This window comes from Ancylobacter sp. IITR112 (genome assembly GCF_041415945.1).
GTDB lineage: Bacteria > Pseudomonadota > Alphaproteobacteria > Rhizobiales > Xanthobacteraceae > Ancylobacter.
Genome location: NZ_JBGCUS010000001.1, coordinates 3679125 through 3697756 on the forward strand (window position 1 = coordinate 3679125; position 18632 = coordinate 3697756).

At 69.9% G+C, this 18632-nt stretch carries 20 protein-coding genes; 11 read left to right on the plus strand and 9 right to left on the minus strand.

The genetic code is table 11. The features are described from left to right. Positions 1-46 precede the first annotated feature (46 nt). Complete coding sequence (locus tag AAC979_RS17500) at positions 47-2857, minus strand: autotransporter domain-containing protein (protein ID WP_371348172.1); 2811 nt, start codon at positions 2855-2857, stop codon at positions 47-49. A 57-nt stretch (positions 2858-2914) separates the two neighbouring features. Then, positions 2915-3937 (minus strand): LacI family DNA-binding transcriptional regulator, encoded by a 1023-nt coding sequence (locus AAC979_RS17505; RefSeq protein ID WP_371348173.1) that lies wholly within the window; start codon positions 3935-3937, stop codon positions 2915-2917. Positions 3938-4102: 165 nt separating this feature from the next. Between AAC979_RS17505 and AAC979_RS17510 the strand changes: the two genes are divergently transcribed. From AAC979_RS17510 to xth, 8 genes are all read left to right on the plus strand, one after another. Continuing rightward, complete coding sequence (locus AAC979_RS17510; RefSeq protein WP_371348174.1) at positions 4103-5161, plus strand: sugar phosphate isomerase/epimerase family protein; 1059 nt, start codon at positions 4103-4105, stop codon at positions 5159-5161. Continuing rightward, positions 5158-6309: a Gfo/Idh/MocA family protein gene (locus AAC979_RS17515; RefSeq protein WP_371348175.1), complete on the plus strand. Its 1152-nt coding sequence runs from the start codon at positions 5158-5160 to the stop codon at positions 6307-6309. Before AAC979_RS17510 ends, AAC979_RS17515 begins: the two co-directional genes overlap by 4 nt. Then, the gene (locus AAC979_RS17520; protein ID WP_371348176.1) at positions 6306-7835 is read left to right on the plus strand and encodes a sugar ABC transporter ATP-binding protein; all 1530 of its coding nucleotides are present in this window, start codon (positions 6306-6308) and stop codon (positions 7833-7835) included. The genes AAC979_RS17515 and AAC979_RS17520 overlap by 4 nt, the downstream gene beginning before the upstream one ends. Continuing rightward, positions 7828-8850 carry an ABC transporter permease gene (locus tag AAC979_RS17525; RefSeq protein ID WP_371348177.1) on the plus strand — a complete coding sequence of 341 codons (1023 nt, stop codon included), beginning with the start codon at positions 7828-7830 and terminating at the stop codon, positions 8848-8850. Before AAC979_RS17520 ends, AAC979_RS17525 begins: the two co-directional genes overlap by 8 nt. 26 nt (positions 8851-8876) lie before the next feature. Continuing rightward, positions 8877-9842, plus strand: a complete 966-nt coding sequence (locus tag AAC979_RS17530) for an ABC transporter substrate-binding protein (protein WP_371348178.1) — start codon at positions 8877-8879, stop codon at positions 9840-9842. Positions 9843-9915: 73 nt separating this feature from the next. Beyond that, positions 9916-10449 (plus strand): DNA-3-methyladenine glycosylase, encoded by a 534-nt coding sequence (locus AAC979_RS17535; RefSeq protein WP_371348179.1) that lies wholly within the window; start codon positions 9916-9918, stop codon positions 10447-10449. 91 nt (positions 10450-10540) lie between these two features. Then, a complete protein-coding gene (locus AAC979_RS17540; RefSeq protein ID WP_371348180.1) occupies positions 10541-11149 on the plus strand; it encodes a cysteine hydrolase family protein in 609 nt (202 codons plus the stop codon). Between the two features lie 13 nt (positions 11150-11162). Then, complete coding sequence (xth, locus tag AAC979_RS17545) at positions 11163-11969, plus strand: exodeoxyribonuclease III (protein WP_371348181.1); 807 nt, start codon at positions 11163-11165, stop codon at positions 11967-11969. 4 nt (positions 11970-11973) lie between these two features. Here the strand turns inward: xth and AAC979_RS17550 are convergent, their stop codons facing one another. Genes AAC979_RS17550 through AAC979_RS17570 form a run of 5 tightly spaced genes read right to left on the minus strand, consistent with a single transcriptional unit; the run spans position 11974 to position 15435 of the window. After that, positions 11974-13224, minus strand: coding sequence for an RNA polymerase sigma factor (locus tag AAC979_RS17550; protein ID WP_371348182.1), 1251 nt, complete (start codon positions 13222-13224; stop codon positions 11974-11976). Further along, positions 13224-13595, minus strand: coding sequence for a YciI family protein (locus AAC979_RS17555; RefSeq protein WP_371348183.1), 372 nt, complete (start codon positions 13593-13595; stop codon positions 13224-13226). Before AAC979_RS17555 ends, AAC979_RS17550 begins: the two co-directional genes overlap by 1 nt. 24 nt (positions 13596-13619) lie before the next feature. Further along, a complete protein-coding gene (locus AAC979_RS17560; protein WP_371348184.1) occupies positions 13620-13925 on the minus strand; it encodes a MoaD/ThiS family protein in 306 nt (101 codons plus the stop codon). After that, positions 13922-15007, minus strand: coding sequence for a WD40/YVTN/BNR-like repeat-containing protein (locus tag AAC979_RS17565; protein ID WP_371348185.1), 1086 nt, complete (start codon positions 15005-15007; stop codon positions 13922-13924). The genes AAC979_RS17560 and AAC979_RS17565 overlap by 4 nt, the downstream gene beginning before the upstream one ends. Before the next feature lie 11 nt (positions 15008-15018). Further along, positions 15019-15435 (minus strand): VOC family protein, encoded by a 417-nt coding sequence (locus AAC979_RS17570; protein WP_371348186.1) that lies wholly within the window; start codon positions 15433-15435, stop codon positions 15019-15021. Between the two features lie 152 nt (positions 15436-15587). On the opposite strand from AAC979_RS17570, the gene AAC979_RS17575 reads away from it, so the two are divergent. After that, a complete protein-coding gene (locus AAC979_RS17575; RefSeq protein ID WP_371348187.1) occupies positions 15588-16031 on the plus strand; it encodes an SRPBCC family protein in 444 nt (147 codons plus the stop codon). Positions 16032-16039: 8 nt separating this feature from the next. Here AAC979_RS17575 and AAC979_RS17580 read toward each other — a convergent pair whose 3' ends face one another. Both AAC979_RS17580 and AAC979_RS17585 read right to left on the minus strand, forming a co-directional pair. After that, positions 16040-16678 carry an NrsF family protein gene (locus AAC979_RS17580; protein WP_371348188.1) on the minus strand — a complete coding sequence of 213 codons (639 nt, stop codon included), beginning with the start codon at positions 16676-16678 and terminating at the stop codon, positions 16040-16042. A 1-nt stretch (position 16679) separates the two neighbouring features. Continuing rightward, complete coding sequence (locus tag AAC979_RS17585) at positions 16680-17228, minus strand: sigma-70 family RNA polymerase sigma factor (protein ID WP_371348189.1); 549 nt, start codon at positions 17226-17228, stop codon at positions 16680-16682. A 180-nt stretch (positions 17229-17408) separates the two neighbouring features. Between AAC979_RS17585 and AAC979_RS17590 the strand changes: the two genes are divergently transcribed. Both AAC979_RS17590 and AAC979_RS17595 read left to right on the plus strand, forming a co-directional pair. Continuing rightward, positions 17409-17696, plus strand: a complete 288-nt coding sequence (locus tag AAC979_RS17590; RefSeq protein WP_371348190.1) for a DUF2282 domain-containing protein — start codon at positions 17409-17411, stop codon at positions 17694-17696. A gap of 63 nt (positions 17697-17759) precedes the next feature. After that, the gene (locus AAC979_RS17595) at positions 17760-18632 is read left to right on the plus strand and encodes a DUF692 domain-containing protein (RefSeq protein ID WP_371348191.1); all 873 of its coding nucleotides are present in this window, start codon (positions 17760-17762) and stop codon (positions 18630-18632) included.

An 18632-nucleotide genomic window follows, 5' to 3' on the forward strand; every position in this document is an offset into this window, starting at 1 on the left:
TTTCCGGTGCGGTCAATCGTCATGGCCGGCGCGCACGGGCCGCCGCCTAGAAGCGCAACCGCAGGCTGGCCTGAAAACCGTTGTCGCGCAGCCCGTCGCCGAACTGGCCGGTGTAGCGCACGCCGAGCTCAAGGTCGGCGCCGGCCTGCGCGACCAGCCCCGCCTCCAGCAGCGCGGTGTCCTGCGCCAGCGGCGCCCCGCTGACGGCGAAAACCGGCCCGCTGGCGAAGCCGCCGGACGGCGCGCCGGCAAAGGCGGCGGCGAGCGTCGGGGTACCGCCCCACACATGCTGCCAGGCGGCGGAGGCGTCGACCCGCAGGTCCACCCCCGCCGGCGTGGCGAGCGGCAGCGAGAAGCGCGCGCCGAGCGTGCCGAAGCTGGCATCGGCGTCCGCTCCGGACACCGCCAGCGCCGCCGCGCCGCCGGTTTCGCGAAAGCGGCCGCCCTCCAGCGCGACATAGGCGAGACCGGCGAAAGGCTCCAGCCGCGCCCCGGCGAGCGCGATCTCATAGCCGATCTCGCCGAAAAGCTGCGCCGTGCCAGTGCTGAAATCGGCGGTGAGCGTCTGCGGCAGGCCGGGCAGGGCCAGGCTGCGGCTGGCTGCAACGTTGTTCCAGCCATAGGCGCCGCCCAGACTGAGCGCGAGCGGCCCCCAGCGGCGCCCGCCATAGAGGCCGAGCGTGTAGCTATCGACCCCCCAGGAGGCGGCCAGGCTCCCGGCACCGAGCGCGCTGTGGCTATAGCCGCCAAAGGCGCCGAGCCTCCAGTCCCCGAACACCAGCCGGTCGAGCCCGGCATGAAAGCCGCCAATGTCACGCGACAGGGCGGCGCCGGCGCTGTCGAGCGTGCCGAAGGAACCGAACCCCTGCAGCCACAGCGCCGCGCCCGAGCCGGAGGCCGCATCGGCGAGCCGGGTGCCGTCATCGGCATAGCTCGCCACCTGCGCGCCCGGTCCGCCGCCCGCGCCGGAAGCGGCCCGCAGCCGGTCGAGCGCCGCCGCGCGGGCGAAGCGGGAATCCTGCAGCAACAGGGTTTCCAGCGAGGCGTAGCTCTGGCCCGACAGACGGTCGAACGCGCCGCGCGCGGCGGAGAGGCTCGGCAGCCAGGCGGCGGAGGCGACCAGCGGCTCGCCGGGGCCGAGCGCGTCCAGCGCGGCGCCGAGCGCGCGCTGATTGGCGGTGAGGCCGGCGGAGGCGAAGGAGCGGGACTTCGCCACGACGAGGCTCACCGCGTCGTCGCCCGTCACCGCGCTGACAGCGGCGAAGGCCGAGGCCGGCCCCTCCAGCGCGGCGAATTCGCCCTCGACCCCGGCGCCGGCGGTGAGCATGGTGTAGCTGCCGAAGGGCGCGGGATCGAACAGGCGATAGGCCAGCGTGCCGCCGAGGCTGGCGGTGCCGCTCACCGCCAGCCGGTCCACCCCCGCCGTGCCGAGCCGCACATCCAGCCGGGCCTCGGCCTCCGCCCGGTAATCGCCGGTAAGGACCAGCGTGCCCAGCGCGCCGGCCGTTCCCGGCGCCAGCGCGCCGCCGGTCTGGACATAGCCGCCGGCCGCGCCGAGGGTTCCGGTCCCGGAGAGCACGCCGCCGGCCTGCAGCAGGCGGGCCGTCGTCAGCGCGCCGTCAATATGCAGCCCGCCGCCGATGAGCACCGTGTCGAGCAGCACGTCCAGCCGGCGCTCCGCCGCGATGTCGAGCCCCGCTCCGGCATGGGCGAGGGTCAGCCGGTCGATGGTCGGCGACATGTCGAGGCGGATCTGCGAGGGCTGCGCGAGCGTCACCTCATAATAGCGGCCGAGATTTCCATAGCCGTCGAAATTCCCGTCCCCATTGTCCGGCACCTCGTGGCGGCCTTGCGTATCGGTCCAGTTCGCCGCCTCGCTCCAGGCGAAGGCGCCGGCGGCAGCGGTGGTGGCGCGCAGCGGGTCGAGGGCGGCAAGCCATTCCGCATGGTCGGAGACCGCGCCATAGGTGGCGAAGGAGCCATAGGTATAGATATAGGTGCCGGGATTGTCGGGATCCTCGATGCCCCCCGTCGACATCACGCCGATCTGGATGCGTTCCCCGCCCGGCCCGACCATGAACAGCGGCCCGCCGCTGTCGCCGGGCGCGCCGGTGCCCTGCCAGGCCGGCACCGGCGCGGTGAGACCATAATAGTTCGGATCGTCAGGGTTCAGCGGATCGCGGAACTGCAGGTCGAAGATGAGCGTGCCATCGGGAAGGGTTTCGGCAGTGCCAAGCAAGCTGGCGACGGCGCGGCGGCGCTCGTCATAGCCGAGATTGCTCGCCGTTCCCGTGCCTATCTCGCCATAGCCCGCGAGCCAGACCACCTCGCCGGCGGCGGGCATCTGCTCCGGCGAGGTGGCGAGCGTCACCGGCGCGATTTCCGTCACCGGCCGCGCCAGCGAGATGAGGGCGACATCGTTGGAGGGGTAGCCGAAGGGGACATAGGCCGGATTGACCGCCACGCCTGTCAGCGCGCGATCATTGGCGGTCGGGCTGGGGGAATCGGGGGAGAAGCGGATCTCCGCCTCCTCCAGCATTGTGTAGAGGTGGCCAGTATCGTCGTTCAGCACGCAATGGCCGGCGGTGAGCACGGTGCGGGAATTGATCAGCGTGCCGGTGCAGTGCGACAGGCCGTCGATCGAGAGCGACACCACATTGGGATAGTGGTTGGCGCTGTCATACCAGTTCTCCACTCCGCCGACCGCCTCGGCATCGACATCGTTGAGATAGATCGCGCCGGCCGGGGTGCCGGCGAGGGCACCGGCAAATGCGCCGCACGCTACGGCGGCCAGGGCGCCGACATGGCGCCGGGGGAAGAGGGACGCCGCCGCTCGTCCGAAGCTCACACGCACCACGCCACGCCTTCCCCGCCTGTTCCCTCAGGCATGACCCATGCGGCAATGCCCGCCAGCTTACGATAGCGCAGCCCCGTCAGCATCGGCGGTAATGGGCGGGGCGGTGCTGGCGCGCAGCACCAGTTCGGTCGGCAGGACGATGTCGTCCTCGCGCGTCTCGCCGCCGATCATCGCCAGCAGGCACTCCGCCGCCCGCCGCCCGATCGCCTCGCGCGGCTGGCGGATGGTGGAAAGCGCCGGGGTCATGTGCGAGACCAACTCGATATCGTCGAACCCCATGACAGAGACATCGCGCGGAACGGCGAGGCCGCGATGCTGCACCTCGCCGATGAAGCCGCAGGCCATGGCGTCGCTGGCGAGGAACACCGCCGTGGGACGTTCCTGCGCCGGCAAAGCCAACCACATCTCCCCGGCGCGACGGCCGGAGTCGAGGCTGAAATCACCCGGCAGCACCAGAGGCGGCGGCAGGCCGCGCGCGGCGAGCGCCTGCTCGGTACCGGCGAGGCGCGCCTCGCTCAGCACATTGCCCGGTGGACCCGCGACATGGCCGAGGCGCCGGTGGCCGAGGCCGATGAGATGCTCCACCGCCACCCGTGCCGCCGCGCGATTGTCGATCTTCACCCGCGGCGCGCGCAGGCCAGGAATCCATTCCCAGGCCAGCACGACGGGCACACGGCGCTTCAACTCCTCTGCCGGCAGCGAGCCGTCGAGCACGATCAGCCCGTCGGCGCGGCTCGGCTCGGCATAGGCGATGAGCGCCTCCCCGCCCATGACGCAGCTATCGGCGATCAGCAGATTATAGCCCGCCCCCGCCAGCACCGCCGCCATGCCGGCGAGGATCTGCGAGAAGAACGGGTTGGACAGGTTCGGCACCAGGGCCACCACCCCGCCGGTCCGACGGTGGCGCAGATTGCGCGCCGCGTGGTTGAGGCGATAGCCGGTCTGGCGGATGGCTTCCTCGACGCTGCGCCGCGTCTCGGCGCTGACCACGTCGGGGTTGGAGAGCACGCGGCTGACCGTGGCGGTGGAAACGCCGGCGAGCCGCGCCACGTCCACGATCTTCGGTCTCTGGTGCTGCATGGCCCCTCCATAGCCGCGCCGGGCCCTCGCTGGCAATCGCCTCGCGATGCCGTTACGGCAGGATCTGCCGATCACCTCTTGCAAACGATTACACGCCTCCGCTAGGCTCGCTGCAACCGATTACAAAAACCAACGGTTGGCCGGCACGCCGGTCGGGAGGACACCATGCGGACCATCAAGGGACCGGGCCTGTTTCTGGCCCAGTTCATCGGCACTGACGCGCCCTTCGATAGCTGGCACAACATCACCCGCTGGGCCGCCGAGTGCGGCTATGAAGGCGTGCAGGTGCCAACCAACGACCCGCGCATTCTCGACCTCGACAAGGCGGCGGCCTCGCGCGACTGGTGTTCGGAATGGGCGGGAAAAGGCTCGCAGAACGGCGTCGTCGTCACCGAACTGTCCACCCATCTGCAGGGCCAGCTTGTCGCGGTGCATCCCGCCTATGACGCCATGTTCGACGGCTTCGCCGCGCCTGCCGTCCGCGGCAACCCGAAGGCGCGGCAGGAATGGGCCGTTGACCAGATGAAGAAGGCGCTCACCGCCTCCAGGCATCTCGGCCTCACCGCCATGGTGACCTTTTCCGGCGCGCTGGCCTGGCCCTATGTCTATCCCTGGCCGCAGCGCCCGGCGGGGCTGGTGGAGGAGGCGTTCGACGAACTGGCCCGCCGCTGGCGGCCGCTGCTCGACTACGCGGATGAATGCGGCGTCGACCTCTGCTTCGAGATCCACCCGGGCGAGGATCTGCACGACGGCGACACGTTCGAGATGTTCCTGGAGCGGGTGGACAACCATCCCCGCGCCAAGATGCTCTACGACCCCTCGCATTACGTGCTGCAGCAGCTCGATTATCTCGACCATCTCGACATCTATGCCGAGCGCATCGGCATGTTCCATGTGAAGGATGCCGAGTTCAACCCGACCGGCCGCAAGGGCGTCTATGGCGGCTACCAGCCCTGGCTGAAGCGCGCCGGGCGCTTCCGCAGCCCGGGCGACGGGCAGGTGGATTTCGGCGCCATCTTCTCGAAACTGGCCGCGATGGATTTCGACGGCTGGGCGGTGGTCGAGTGGGAATGCTGCCTCAAGCACCCCGAGGATGGCGCGCGCGAGGGCGCGCAATTCGTCAGGAACCACATCATCCGCGTCACCGAGAAGGCGTTTGACGACTTCGCCGCCGGTGCCACCGACCGCGCCGCCAACCGCGCCTTGCTGGGGCTGGACCGATGAGCGCCCCCTCCTCCCACGCCCCGCTGCGGCTCGGCATGGTCGGCGGCGGAGCCGGCGCCTTCATCGGCGCCGTGCACCGCATCGCCGCCCGGCTCGACGGCGAGTTCACCCTCATCGCCGGCGCCCTCTCCTCCACGCCGGAGAAATCCCGCGCCTCGGGCGAGGCGCTCGGGCTTACCCGCGTCTATGACGACTACCTCGCCATGGCGAAGGGCGAGGTCCGGCGCAAGGACGGTATCGAGGCGGTGGCAATCGTCACGCCCAACCACATGCATGCCGGCCCGGCGATCGAGTTCCTCAAGCGCGGCGTGCACGTCATTTGCGACAAGCCGCTGACCGCGACCATGGCGGAGGCGAAGAAGCTGGCCAAGGCGGCGGAACAGTCCAAGGCGTTGTTCATCCTCACCCACAATTACACCGGCTACCCGATGATCCGGCAGGCCCGCGCCATGGTGGCGGCGGGCGAGATCGGCCGCGTTCGACTGGTGCAGGTGGAATATGTGCAGGACTGGCTGACCGAGGCGGCGGAGAAATCCGGCTCCAAGCAGGCGGAATGGCGCACCGACCCGGAGCGCTCCGGCGCCGGCGGGGCGACCGGCGACATCGGCACCCATGCCTATAACCTCGCCTGCTTCGTCTCCGGCCTGACGCCGGAAGCACTGGCGGCGGACCTCCAGACCTTCGTGCCCGGCCGAGCGCTGGATGACAATGCCCATGTGCTGCTGCGCTTTGCGGGCGGCGCGCGCGGCATGTTGTGGGCGAGCCAGGTGGCGCCAGGCAATGAGAACGGGCTGCGCCTGCGCGTCTATGGCGACAAGGGCGGGCTGGAATGGGCGCAGGAGGACCCGAACTATCTCTGGTTCACCCCCTTCGGCGAGCCGAAGCGCCGCATCACCCGCAACGGCGCCGGGGCGGGGCCGGAGGCGGGCCGCGTCTCGCGCATTCCGCCCGGCCACCCGGAAGGCTATCTCGAAGGCTTCGCCAACATCTATGCCGAGGCGGCACGAGCCATCCGCGCGCGTCAGGCGGGCGAGGCGGTGCCCGACGGCGTGCTGTTCCCGACGCTGGCGGACGGGCTGGCGGGGATGCGCTTCGTTGAAGCCTGCGTGCAGTCCTCCCGCCGCAATGCCGGCTGGGTGACGCTGTGAGCGCCGCCCCGGAGCGCGCGACCGCCCCGGTGCTGGAACTCGTTGATGTCCGCAAGAGCTTCGGCCCGATCGAGATCCTGCACGGCATCGACTTCGCGCTCCGTGCCGGCGAGGTGCATGCGCTGATCGGCGAGAACGGCGCCGGCAAGTCGACGATCATGAAAATCCTCGGCGGCTTCCTCGCGCCGACCTCCGGCGCGGTGCGGCTGGACGGGGCGCCCGCCCCCTATGCCACCGGCGCGCAGGCCGAAGCGGCCGGCGTCGTGGTCATCCACCAGGAGTTCAACCTCGCCCCCGATCTCACCGTCACCGAGAATATCTGGCTCGGGCGCGAGAAGGGCCGGCTGTTTCTCGACCATCGCGCCATGCGGGAGGGGACACAGGCTCTGCTCGACGAACTCGGCAGCACGATCCGGCCGGAGGCACGCATCCGCGACCTGCCCGTCTCCGACCGGCAGATGGTGGAGATCGCCAAGGCCCTCTCCCGCAAGGCGCGGGTGCTGATCATGGACGAGCCCTCCGCCGTGCTGACGCATCGGGAGGTGGAGGTGCTGTTCCGCCAGATCGAGCGGCTGCGGGCACAGGGCGTGGCGCTGCTCTACACCTCGCACCGGCTGGAGGAGATCACCCGCCTCGCCGACCGCGTCACCGTGCTGCGCGACGGCGCGGTGGTGCGCCGGGCCGGACGCGGGGAACTCAGCGAGGACGGCATGGCCACCGCCATGGTCGGGCGCGAACTCGCCGACATCTATCCGCAGAAGCGCCACCATGCCGGCAGCGTGGCGCTGGAGGTGCGGAGCTTTTCCGTGCCGCCGCTGGTTCGGGACATCTCCTTCACCCTGCGGCGCGGCGAGGTGCTGGGCATTTCCGGCCTTGTCGGCTCCGGCCGCACCGAACTCGCCGAAGGGCTGGTCGGGCTGCGCCCAGTGACCGGCGAGGTGCTGCGCCACGGCATCCCTGTCACCATCGGCTCGGTGCGCGACGCCGCCGCCAGCGGCATGGCCTATCTCACCGAGGACCGCAAGGAACGCGGCCTGCTGCTCGACAAGAACCTCACCGAGAACCTCACCCTCTCCACCCTCGCTCGCTTCGGCGCCCTGTTCATCGACGGCCGGCGCGAGGAAGAGGCGCTCACCCGCGCCATCGGCGAATTCGACATCCGCGCCCCGCGCCGCGACATGAAGGTGGGCAATCTCTCCGGCGGCAACCAGCAGAAGCTGCTCCTGGCCAAGACCATGCTTGGCGACCCCGAAATCGTCATCATCGACGAGCCGACGCGCGGCATTGATGTCGGCACCAAGAGCCAGATCTACGCCTTCATCGACACGCTCGCCAATGACGGGCGCAGCGTCATCGTCATCTCCTCCGACATGCCGGAAATCCTCGGCCTGTCCGACCGGGTGCTGGTGATGCGGCACGGCCGGATCGCCGGCGAACTCGACGGCGAACGCCTGACCGAGAACGCCGTGGTGCGCCTCGTCATGGGCACCAATGAACAGCCGACAGGGAGCGCCCCGCATGTCTGACACCACGCGCGCCGGTGCCGGCCGGGAAGCGACGGCGCCCTCCCTCGCCGCGCGCCTGCCCGGTCTTTCCGCGCTCGGCCCGCTGCTGGCGCTGATCCTGCTGGTGGCGCTGGGGGCGTATCTCAACGAGAATTTCCTCTCGGCCGGAAACATCACCAATGTGCTCGCCCGCTCCGCCTTCATCGGCATGATCGCGGTGGGCATGACCTTCGTCATCACCTCCGGCGGGCTCGATCTCTCCGTCGGCTCGATGGCGGCTTTCATCGCCGGGGTGATGATTCTCGGCATGAACGCGCTGCTGCCCACCATGGGCGTCGGCGTGCCGCTGATCCTCGCCGGCATGGGGCTGGCGCTCGGCCTCGGGCTGCTGGCGGGGCTGGGCAACGGGCTGCTGGTGACGAAAGCGCGGATCGAACCCTTCATCGTCACGCTCGGCACCATGGGCATCTTCCGCTCACTGGTGACCTGGCTCGCCGATGGCGGCACGATCAGCCTCGATTTCGGCGTGCGGCAGTTCTACCGGCCGGTCTATTATTCCGGCCTGTTCGGCATCGCCTGGCCGATCCTCGTCTTCGCCATCGTGGCGGTCGCCGGGCAGATCGCCATGCGGCACACGCGCTTCGGCCGCTATTGCGAGGCCATCGGCTCCAACGACAAGGTGGCGCTGTATTCGGCGGTGAATGTCGAGCGCATAAGGCTGATGACCTATGTGCTGCTCGGCCTGCTCGTCGGCCTCGCCACCATCATGTATGTGCCGCGCCTCGGCTCGGCCTCCGGTTCCACCGGCATGCTGTGGGAGCTGGAGGCGATCGCCGCCGTCATCATCGGCGGCACGGCGCTGAAGGGCGGCTATGGCCGCGTCTGGGGCACGGTGATCGGCGTGCTCATCCTCAGCCCGATCGACAACATCCTCATCCTGGCGGACCTCGTCTCCCCGTACCTCAACGGGACGATCCAGGGCGTCATCATCGTGCTCGCGGTGGTTCTCCAGCGCGGCAAATCATCATCCGCCTGAGAGCGGAGACCATGGGAGAAACGACAATGGAACGCAGGACCTTCCTTACCACCGCCGCCATCGGCGCGGCCACGGCTGCCGCAGGCGTCTCAATACCCGCGCTCGCGCAGGGCAAGAAAGCGGTGATCGGTGTCTCGATCCCCTCCGCCACCCATGGCTTCATGGGCGGGCTGAACTGGCACGCGCAGGAAACCATCAAGCGGCTGAAGGCGACCTATCCGAACCTCGACTTCGTGCTCGCCACCGCCGGCGCGGTGGGCAAGCAGGTGAACGATATCGAGGACATGGTGGCGACGCGCAACATCGACGCGCTGGTGGTGCTGCCCTTCGAATCCGAACCGCTGACCAGCCCGGTCAAGGCGGTGAAGGACGCCGGCAAATGGGTGACGGTTGTCGATCGCGGCCTGTCCCAGCCCGGCATCGAGGACCTCTATGTCGCCGGCGACAACACCGCCTTCGGCCGGGTCTCGGGGGAATATTTCAAGGCGAACCTCAAGCCCGGCGCCAAGATCGTGGTGCTGCGCGGCATTCCCACCACGCTCGACAATGAGCGCGTCGACGCCTTCCAGGCCGCCATCGCCGGCTCGGGGATTGAAATCCTCGACATGCAGCACGGCAATTGGAACCGCGACAAGGCGTTCCAGGTGATGCAGGATTACCTGTCCAAGCACAAGCAGATCGACGCCGTCTGGGCGGCGGACGACGACATGGCCATCGGCGTGATGGAGGCCATCGCCCAGGCCGGGCGGCAGAAGGAAATGTGGATCGTCGGCGGCGCCGGCATGAAGGAAATCATCAAGCGGGTGATGGACAAGGACCCGCAGATCCCGGTCGACGTATCCTACACCCCGGCGCAGATCTCCACCGCGCTCGAAGTCACCGCTCTGCGCTTCGTCTCCGACACGCCGGTCTATGGCCGCTTCATCATCGGCTCGACGCTGATCACGCCGGAGAATGCGGCGCAATTCTACTTCCCCGACAGCCCGTTCTGAACCGCCGGGCGGTGAGCCGCCGACCGCCGGAGGGGCCTGCCCCCTCCGGTCCCGGCTATGCTAGACGGAACTCATGATCCCGCTTGAAGGCGACGCGCTCGCCCTCGCCCCGCGCCTCATCGGCGTGACACTATTGGTCGACGGCGTCGGCGGCCTCATCGTCGAGACCGAGGCCTATCGGCGCGACGATCCCGCCTCGCACAGCTATCCCGGCCCGACGCCGCGCAATGCGGCTATGTTCGGCCCGCCTTTCCATGCCTATGTCTACCGCTCCTATGGCCTGCACTGGTGCTTCAACATCGTGGCGCAGGACCATGGCGCCGTGCTGGTGCGGGCGCTGGCGCCGGTGGCGGGGCTGGAGCGCATGGCGGAGCGCCGGGGCGGCCCCGCCTTTCTCTGCGCCGGCCCCGGCCGGCTGACGCAGGCGCTCGCCATCACCGGCGCCCTCGACGGCGCACCGCTCGACCTTCCGCCCTTCGACTGGCGCGAGCGCGAGGGCGCGCCGGACATCGTGACGGGACCGCGCATCGGTATCAGCAAGGCCATGGAAGCCCCCTGGCGTTTCGGCCTGCGCGGCTCGCCCTTCCTCAGCCGCCGCTTTCCCTGACCGGAGGGATGCCTTGCCGGCAACAAAATGCCGGGCGCGGGATTAACCGGGCAGGACGGGCCCGACGGCCCGCAGGCGGAAGGAGCAAGCCATGGCGGCGCTCGGCCTCGTTCACGGTCCGCTCGGCGCGAACGCCCTGCATCTGTGCGTCGACATGCAGCGCCTGTTCGGCCCCGGTTCGCCCTGGGCGGTGCCCTGGCTGGAAAAGGTGCTGCCGAAGGTCGACGCGCTGTGCACCCATAAACCGGAGCGCACCGCGTTCACCCGCTTCATCCCGCCCCCGCGCCCGGGCGACGCTATCGGGAGTTGGGCGCGCTACTATCAGCGCTGGGAGGCCGTCACCGGCGAGGCGATCGGCGCCGACATGACGCGCCTGGTGCCGACGCTGGAGCGCTTCGTGCCGCCGGCGCGGGTGGTCGACAAGCGCGTCTACTCGCCCTGGACCGAGGGCGCGCTCGATGCGCTGCTGGCTCCCGCCGGGGTGGACACGCTGGTCGTCACCGGCGGCGAGACGGATGTGTGCGTTCTCGCCACCGCGCTCGGCGCCATCGACCGGGGCTTTCGCGTGGTTCTGGTCACGGATGCGCTGTGCAGTTCCTCCGATTCCACCCATGACGCGCTGATGGAGCTCTACACCCGCCGCTTCAGCCAGCAGGTGGAGGTCGCCCGCACCGAGGAGGTGCTGGAGCAATGGCGCTGATGGAGGACCGGCGGTGAAGATCGCCACCTTCAACGTCAACGGCATTAATGGCCGCCTCGCCGTGCTGCTGCGCTGGCTGGAGGAGGCGCGACCGGATGTGGTGTGCCTGCAGGAACTCAAGGCCGCCGACGCCCGCTTTCCCATCCGCGCCGTCGAGCAGGCCGGCTATGGCGCGCTCTGGCACGGACAGAAAAGCTGGAACGGCGTCGCCATCCTCGCCCGCGGCCGCGAGCCGGTGCTCATCCGGCGCGGCCTGCCCGGCGAGACGGAGGACCGCCAGGCCCGCTATATCGAGGCGGCGGTGGAGGGCATGGTCATCGCCTGCCTCTATCTGCCCAATGGCAACCCGGCGCCGGGGCCGAAATTCACCTACAAGCAGCGCTGGTTCGCCCGGCTCGTCGCGCATGCGGCGGAACTGAAGGCGCTCGACGTGCCGGTGGTTCTCGCCGGCGACTACAATGTGATGCCGACCGAACTCGACGTGTACCGGCCCGAGCGCTGGACCGACGACGCGCTGTTCCGGCCGGAGGTGCGAGCGGCCTTTCACGCTCTCACCGCACAGGGTTGGACGGACGCGCTGCGGACGCTGCATCCCGATGAGCGCCTCTACACCTTTTGGGACTATGTCCGCCGCGCCTTCGAGCGCGACGCCGGGCTGCGGCTCGACCATCTCCTGCTCAGCCCCTCCCTGGCGCCGCGCCTCGTCGCCGCCGGGGTCGACCGTGCGGTGCGCGGCTGGGACAAGGCGAGCGACCACGCCCCGGCCTGGATCGAACTCACCCCCGCCCGCTCCCGGCGCCCCCGGCGGAAAAGCGAATAGTGCCTCAGGCGAGAGCGTCGAGATGGCTGCGTATATGGGCGGCCTCGGCCGGGGTGGTGGCGAGGCTGATCGCCGCCATGAAGCCCGCGCGCGCCTCGGCCTTGCGGCCGAGCTGCATCAGCAGCGCGCCGCGCAGGCCGTGATAATGGAAATAGTCGGACAGCCGCTCACCCAACGGTTCTACCATGGCCAGCGCCGCCTCGGGGCCGCGCAGCTTGGAAATCGCCACCGCCCGGTTGAGCGTCACCACCGGCGAGGGAGTCATTATTTCCAGCGTGCCGTAGAGCAGGTCGATCTGCGCCCAGTCAGTGTCCTCGGCGGTGGCGGCCCGCGCATGCAGCGCGGCGATGGCCGCCTGCACCTGATAGGCGCCGGGCCGGCGGTGGCGCATCGCCTTGTCGAGAAGCGCGAGCCCCTCGCCGATCATCGCCCGGTTCCACAGCGCGCGGTTCTGGTTCTCCAGCAGGATCACCGTCCCGTCAGCGGTGAAGCGGGCGGGGGCGCGGGCGTGCTGCAGCAGCATGAGCGCGGTCAGCCCCATGATTTCCGGCTCGGACGGAAAGAGACGCAACAGCAGCCGCGCCAGCCGGATCGCCTCCTCGCACAGCGGGTCGCGCGCGGCCGTGGCGTCCCCGGCGGCGGAATAGCCTTCATTGAAGACGAGATAGAGCATCGCCGCGACGGCACCGAGCCGCTCCGCCCGCTCCACCGGCCCCGGCGGCTCGAAGGGCACGCCGCCCTCTCCCGCCTGGGCGCGGGCGATGCGCGCCTTGGCCCGGGTGAGGCGCTGCTCCATCGCCGCCTCGCTGACCACGAAGGCGCGGGCGATCTGGCCGACCGAGAGCCCGGAGACGATGCGCAAAGCGAGCGCGACCTGCTGCGTTGCCGGCAGTTCGGGATGGCAGCAGATGAACAGCAGGCGGAGCACGTCGTCGCGATAATGCGCCCCGTCGAGCCGCGCCGCCGCTTCCGCCTCGGCATCCCCGGTGTCGGAGAGGACATCTTCCGGCGGCAGCGCCGTCTGCTTCGCCTGGCGCCGCACGCCGTCAAGCGCGACATTTCGCCCGACAAAGATGAGCCAGGCGGCGGGATCGCGCGGCGGGCCGTTCTGCGGCCAGCTTTTCAGCGCGCGCAGGCACGCCTCCTGAAACGCCTCCTCGGCGAGGTCGAGATCGCGGAAATAGCGCAGCAGCGCCGCGAGTGCCTGCGGGCGCGCCGCAGCGAGCACAGCGCCGATCCTGCGCGCCGCATCCATCAGGCCCGCGCGCCGCCGTCAAGGAACAGGCCGACCGGACGCACCTCATAGCAACCGCCGGGATTGGCCACGCCGAGCTGGCGGGCGATGTCGAGCGCCTCCTCCAGATTTTCGCAGTCGAGCACGTAGAAGCCCAGAAGCTGCTCCTTGGTCTCGGCGAAGGGTCCGTCGAGAATGAGGGGCGGATCCTGGTCCTTGCGCAGCGTGGTGGCGGCCGTGGTCGGCAGCAGGCGCGCGGCCGGGCCGAGCTTGCCAGCCGCCGCCAGCCGTTCGTGCACGACGCCGAGCCTCGTCATGACGGCGTCGTCCTCCTCCTTGGTCCAGCCGCAGACGACATCTTCCCTATGGTAGCAAAGCAGGGCGTAGAACATGGGGTACCTCTGATATGCTAAAGATCAGCCACCGCTGATCGCGGTGATGACGAAGACATCCGCCCCGGGGTCGAGCGGCGTGGAAAGCCGGGCGCGCCTTCCCTCGACGAAGACGTTGATGTGGCGCCGTATCGCCGGCGTCTCGTCGCACAGGCGCTCGCGCATGCCGGGCCAGAGCGCGTCGAGCCTGTCGACCATTTCCGCGACGCTGGCGGCGGGAAGCGCCACCAGCCGCTCGGCGCCGGGAAACAGCACGACGAGATGCGGCGGCAGGCGCACCAGCACGGGCGCCGGCGCCTCGTCCTGCCACTCCCCCGCCCGCGCGTTCACCGCTCCAGCACCAGCGTTTCGACCGAGGTGATGGTCGGCAGATGCGGGGCGATGCAGTCCCAGGTCTCGCCCTCATCGGCACTGGCATAGAGCCCGCCAGCATTGCTGCCGAAATAGACCCCGGCGGGTTCCAGCGTGTCGGTGGCCATCGCCTGGCGCAGCACGTTGAAATAGGCGCCGCCCTGTGGCAGCCCGGCGCGCTGCGCCCGCCAGCTTGCGCCGGCATCACCGGTGCGCCAGACGGCGGCGTTGCCCTCCGGCATGAACCGGCCCTTGATGTCGCCGTTGAGCGGGATGAGATAGAGCCCGTCCGGGTCGCGCGGATGCACCGCCGCCGGAAAGCCGAAGGAGGAGGGCAGGCCCCGCTCGATGCTCTGCCAGCTATGGCCGCCATCGTCGGAGCGGTACATGCCGCAATGGTTCTGCTGGTAGAGCCGCCCCCGCCCGCCCGGCGCCATGACGAGGCAATGCACGCACTGGCCGAATTCCGGGTAGTTCTGCCCTTCCGGCATGAAATCGGCCCGCGTGCCGCGATTGCGCGGTTCCCAGGTGAGGCCGCCATCCTCGCTGGCGAACACGCCGGCGGCGGAGATGCCGACCCAGAGCTTGTTCGGATCGGCGGGATCGAGCACCAGCGAGTGCAGGATCAGCCCGGCGCCGCCGGGATGCCATTCCGGCCGGGTCGGGTGCTTCTGCAGCCCGTCGAGATGGGTCCAGCTCTCCCCGCCATCGGTGCTGCGGAACAGGCCGGCCGGCTCGACGCCGGCATAGAGCGTGCCGTCGCCGGCCACCGCCAGGCTCCACACCGCCTTTACCGGCGCCTCGCCGCCCTCATAGGCGAGGCCCTGGCTCGAATGGGTCCAGCTCGCGCCGAGATCGGTGGATTTCCACACCGCCGGGCCGAACCATTCATTGCCGCCACCGGCATAGAGCGTGCCGCTGGCGGGATCGGCGACGACATGATTGGTCGGCCATGTCTCGCAGAACGGGCCGCGCAGGGCCCAGGAGCGGCGAGCCGCGTCGCTTTCGGCGAGGAAGGCGCCCTTGCGGGTGCCGACGAGAAGGAAGACCTGCCGGGCCATCTTCGCCTCCCTCAAGCCGTCGCCACGACAACCATCCACGACACGCCGAACCGGTCGGTGAGGGTGCCGAAGGCGGGAGCGAAGAAGGTGGGGCCGAGGGGCATGGTCACGGTGCCCCCCTCGGACAGCGCGGCGAAGCGCTGCTCCGCCTCCGCCGGCGAGGCGACGGAGAGCGCCAGCGAGATGCCGGCAAAGCCCGCGCCGTCCGACTGACAGCCATCGGACGCCATCAGCTCGGCGGCGCCGACGCGGAAGCTGGCATGCATCACCTTGTCGTCCCAGCCTTCCGGGATCATGCCGGGCGGCGGCGCCTCCGGCGCCTCGCCAAAGCGCATCAGTGCCGTGACCTCCGCCCCGATGGCGCGCCCGTAGAACGCCAGCGCCTCCTCGGTGCGGCCGTTGAACATCAGATAGGCCTGCACGTTCATCACGGGTTCTCCCTGTGGTCCGTCCTTGACGGCCCAAGGACGAAGGGCGGCGGCGCGAACCGACAGCGTCCGGGAAAAAATGTGCCGGCCGTGTCGGCGCTGGCGAAGGTCGTTCGTCCTCGGGCAGGATGTCCCACAGGAGGCCCACCCGCATGCCCAGCACGATACGCCTGCACCGTGTCCTCGCAACCTCTCCGGAGAAGCTCTACCGCGCCTTCATCGAGCCGGACGCGCAGGCGAAATGGATATCGCCGCACGGTTTTACCTGTACGGTGCACGAACTGGACGCGAGGGTGGGCGGCAGCTTCCGCATGTCGTTCCGCAACTTCACCACCGGGGAAAGCCACGCCTTCGGCGGCACCTATGAGGAACTCGTGCCGGGCAAGAGCCTGCGCTACACTGACCGCTTCGACGACCCCGCGCTGCCCGGCGAGATGCAGGTGAGCGTTACCTTGCGGGAGGTGTCGGTCGGCACCGAACTGGAGATCGTGCAGGCGGGCGTGCCCGACATCATCCCGCCCGAAGCCTGCTATCTGGGCTGGCAGCAATCGCTCGACAATCTCGCCCGGCTGGTCGAGCCGGACATACGCGGCTAGAGCGGCGCCTACCAGCGCGCCACGCGGGGGCCGATCAGCGCCCCCGCCGCGGCGAGGCCGGCGATCGCCAGGCTGTACCAGCTCGCGACGAAGAGCGGGGAATCGTCGGGACAATGGGCGGCGTAGAACGCCGCCGCCAGCCCCCCGGCCAGCAGCCCCGCCACCGCTCCCGCCAGCACCGGCCGGGTGGGCGCGCCATGGCGCAGCACGGCGAGGAAGACGACGAGCGGGGCGGCGCCGATCAGCGGAATGAAGGTGAGGCAGGTGCGGGCATTGACGCCGACGAGCCGCGTGCTCCACTCGGCGGCCGGCACCGCCAGCAGTTCCAGCCCGACGCCGATGACGAGCAGCAGCGGCCCGGCCAGCAGCCAGCCGAGCGGGGCGCGCGCCGCCTCCCCCGGCCGCACCAGCCGGCCGAGCAGCACGAAGGCGCTCGCCGCGAGAGCCAGCGTCACCACGAATTTGAACAGGAAGCGCACCGTCTCCAGCGCCGCCAGTGCATCCGGGCGCGGGCCGAGGCTGAGCGAGAACACCGCCCCCGCCAGCAGGACCGCCAGCACGAGCGCCGCGCGCCGGACGGTGCCGAGCGGCGGCGCGGAGCGGCGTGTATCGGCGGCGAGCGCCCGGATGAGATCGTCGGTCTTCATGTCAGTCGCTTCCAAATCGCCGCGCGATCGCGGCCAGTCCCCGGTGCAGCGCCACCCGCACCGCCGTCTCCGTCATCTTCAGCCGCCGCGCCGCCTCCTCGACCGACTGTCCCTCGACCGAGATCGCCGCCACCACCGAGCGCTGGCCGGGGGCGAGACCGTCCAGCGCCCGGCCGATGTCGCGCGCGCTCACCGTCTCGACTTCCGGCTGGGGAATCGTCTCGGCGATGTCATCAACGTCGATCTCCGCCCGCCGGCCGCGCCGGCGAAAGGCGTCGATCAGCTTGAAGCGCGCAATGGCATACACCCAGGGCAGCACCGGCGCCTCGGGCAGCCATGTATGCCGCTTCAGATGGATCGCCAGCAGCACCTCCTGCACCACATCCTCCGGCTCGACCCCGCCATGACTGATCCGACCGCGCACATAGGCGCGGACCAGCCCGGCCACACGCGCGAGAAACGCCGCATAGGCGCGCTCGTCACCCGCCAGCGCGGCGCGCAGCAGATCGGCGAGCTCGCGTTCGTGGTCGCGCTCCTTCCGGCCGTTCACGGTCTCTCCTGTTCGCACGCCCGGGGCGATTTGTTACGGCGCGGCGCAAAGATTGGCCAAGAGCCGGCCACAGCCGATCACGGCCTCGTGACAGGGTGGAGCGTAACATCGCCGGCGCCGGTCCCGAAAGGCTGAGGGCACGGCCGAGGTCGGCCGCGCCCAGCCCTCAGGAGACCACTGATGAACCGCTCGACCCTTGCTCTCGCCCTCGCCGGCTCGCTCGCCACCGCCCTCGCCACGGCGGCTGCCGCCGGCCCGCTGCCGCCGGAGAAGATGGCCGGCAACGAGAAGTGCTACGGCATCGCCCTCAAGGGCCAGAATGACTGCGCCGCCGGGCCGGGCACCACCTGCGCCGGCACCTCGACCAAGGACTATCAGGGCAATGCCTGGAAGGCGGTTCCCAAGGGTACCTGCGTGACCATGAAGGGCGGCGGTCATATGGGCTCGCTGACCCCGATCAAGAGCTGAGCCGGCTCAGGAGGCTCGCCCCGGCGGGCCTCCCCTCCCGCACCCCACGCCGCGAGACACGCCATGACCCCCGCCGATCACCTGCCCGCCCGCGCCGGGCTCGGCCTCAAGCCCGAACATTACCGCGACATATTGGAGAAGCGGCCTGACATCGGCTTCTTCGAGGTTCATGCCGAGAACTATATGGGCGCCGGCGGCCCGCCGCACCGCTATCTCGAAGCGGTGGCGTGCCTTTACCCGCTGTCGCTGCACGGCGTCGGCCTGTCCATTGGCGGGGCGGGCCCGCTCGACAAGGCGCATCTGCGCCGGCTGCGCGGGCTGATCGACCGCTACCGGCCGCAGAGCTTTTCCGAACATCTCGCCTGGTCGACGCATGAGAGCGGCTTTCTCAACGACCTGCTGCCGCTGCCCTACACGCCGGAGACGCTGGAGCGGGTGAGCGCGCATGTCGACGAGGCGCAGCAGACGATCGGGCGCCGGCTGCTGCTGGAAAACCCCTCCACCTATGTGCTGTTCGCCGAGAGCACGATCGACGAGATCGACTTTCTCGACGCCGTCGCGGCGCGCACCGGCTGCGGCCTGCTGCTCGACGTGAACAATGTCATGGTCTCCTGCGTCAACCACCGGATCAACCCCGCCGCCTATATCGACCGCTTCCCGGTCGAGCGCGTCGGGGAAATCCATCTTGCCGGCTATGACGAGACGGTGGACGGCGCCGGCGACCGGCTGCTGATCGACACCCATGGCTCAGCGATCCGCACCGATGTGATGGCGCTCTACGACCACACGCTGGCGCGCAGCGGCGCGCGGCCGACGCTGATCGAATGGGACAATGACGTGCCGGACTTCTCCACGCTGCACGCCGAAGCGGTGCGGGTGGACGCGCGGATCGCCGCCGAGACCGCCCGGCGCAACGCACGGGTGGAGGCCGCCTGA

Coding starts and splice junctions, on each gene's coding strand:
- AAC979_RS17505 (WP_371348173.1), bottom strand. CDS start 3,937: ATGCAGCACCAGAGACCGAAGATCGTGGACGTGGCGCGGCTCGCCGGC.
- AAC979_RS17510 (WP_371348174.1), top strand. CDS start 4,103: ATGCGGACCATCAAGGGACCGGGCCTGTTTCTGGCCCAGTTCATCGGC.
- AAC979_RS17515 (WP_371348175.1), top strand. CDS start 5,158: ATGAGCGCCCCCTCCTCCCACGCCCCGCTGCGGCTCGGCATGGTCGGC.
- AAC979_RS17525 (WP_371348177.1), top strand. CDS start 7,828: ATGTCTGACACCACGCGCGCCGGTGCCGGCCGGGAAGCGACGGCGCCC.
- AAC979_RS17530 (WP_371348178.1), top strand. CDS start 8,877: ATGGAACGCAGGACCTTCCTTACCACCGCCGCCATCGGCGCGGCCACG.
- AAC979_RS17535 (WP_371348179.1), top strand. CDS start 9,916: ATGATCCCGCTTGAAGGCGACGCGCTCGCCCTCGCCCCGCGCCTCATC.
- AAC979_RS17540 (WP_371348180.1), top strand. CDS start 10,541: ATGGCGGCGCTCGGCCTCGTTCACGGTCCGCTCGGCGCGAACGCCCTG.
- AAC979_RS17550 (WP_371348182.1), bottom strand. CDS start 13,224: ATGGATGCGGCGCGCAGGATCGGCGCTGTGCTCGCTGCGGCGCGCCCG.
- AAC979_RS17555 (WP_371348183.1), bottom strand. CDS start 13,595: ATGTTCTACGCCCTGCTTTGCTACCATAGGGAAGATGTCGTCTGCGGC.
- AAC979_RS17565 (WP_371348185.1), bottom strand. CDS start 15,007: ATGGCCCGGCAGGTCTTCCTTCTCGTCGGCACCCGCAAGGGCGCCTTC.
- AAC979_RS17570 (WP_371348186.1), bottom strand. CDS start 15,435: ATGAACGTGCAGGCCTATCTGATGTTCAACGGCCGCACCGAGGAGGCG.
- AAC979_RS17575 (WP_371348187.1), top strand. CDS start 15,588: ATGCCCAGCACGATACGCCTGCACCGTGTCCTCGCAACCTCTCCGGAG.
- AAC979_RS17580 (WP_371348188.1), bottom strand. CDS start 16,678: ATGAAGACCGACGATCTCATCCGGGCGCTCGCCGCCGATACACGCCGC.
- AAC979_RS17590 (WP_371348190.1), top strand. CDS start 17,409: ATGAACCGCTCGACCCTTGCTCTCGCCCTCGCCGGCTCGCTCGCCACC.
- AAC979_RS17595 (WP_371348191.1), top strand. CDS start 17,760: ATGACCCCCGCCGATCACCTGCCCGCCCGCGCCGGGCTCGGCCTCAAG.